General features: G+C 61.1%; 1 protein-coding gene. It reads left to right on the plus strand.

Annotated features, from left to right (window positions below; translation table 11 throughout):
- The first annotated feature begins 61 nt into the window (after positions 1-61).
- Complete coding sequence (locus tag ACFFGH_RS34455; protein ID WP_386677492.1) at positions 62-493, plus strand: GNAT family N-acetyltransferase; 432 nt, start codon at positions 62-64, stop codon at positions 491-493.
- Positions 494-547: the final 54 nt, after the last annotated feature.

The raw sequence follows: 547 nt of genomic DNA on the forward strand, positions 1-547 counted from the left end.
CTAACAATTCGTCCAAGCCGACGCCGCTTCGCGGCGCGGCTTAACTCAGGTGTTAGCGGGCATGGAAGAACTGCGCGTCTCGACCGACAAGCGCGAGCTTGACGTCGACCTAATCCACCGCTTTCTCGCGGAGGAATCCACTTGGGCGGCCGGCATCCCCCGCGAGCTGGTAGAGCGTTCGATCCAGCACTCACTGTGCTTTGGCGGGTACTACGGTGCTACCCAGGTCGCATTCGCTCGTGTGGTCTCGGACTACGCAACTTTTGCCAACCTGGTGGATGTTTTTGTGCTGCCCACCTATCGCGGCAGGGGTTACAGCAAGGCCTTGGTGGCAGCGGTGTTGGCGCATCCACGACTTCAAGGTCTTCGGCGCTTTACACTAGCCACGTGGGATGCCCACGGTCTGTACTCGCAGTTCGGGTTCGCGCCGCTACGGCAGCCGGAAACCTTCATGGAGCGGCATGTGCCTAACGTGTATGCGGCTGCCCGCTAACAATTCGTCCAAGCCGACGCCGCTTCGCGGCGCGGCTTAACTCAGGTGTTAGGC

The sequence above is a fragment of the Lysobacter korlensis genome (assembly GCF_042434515.1).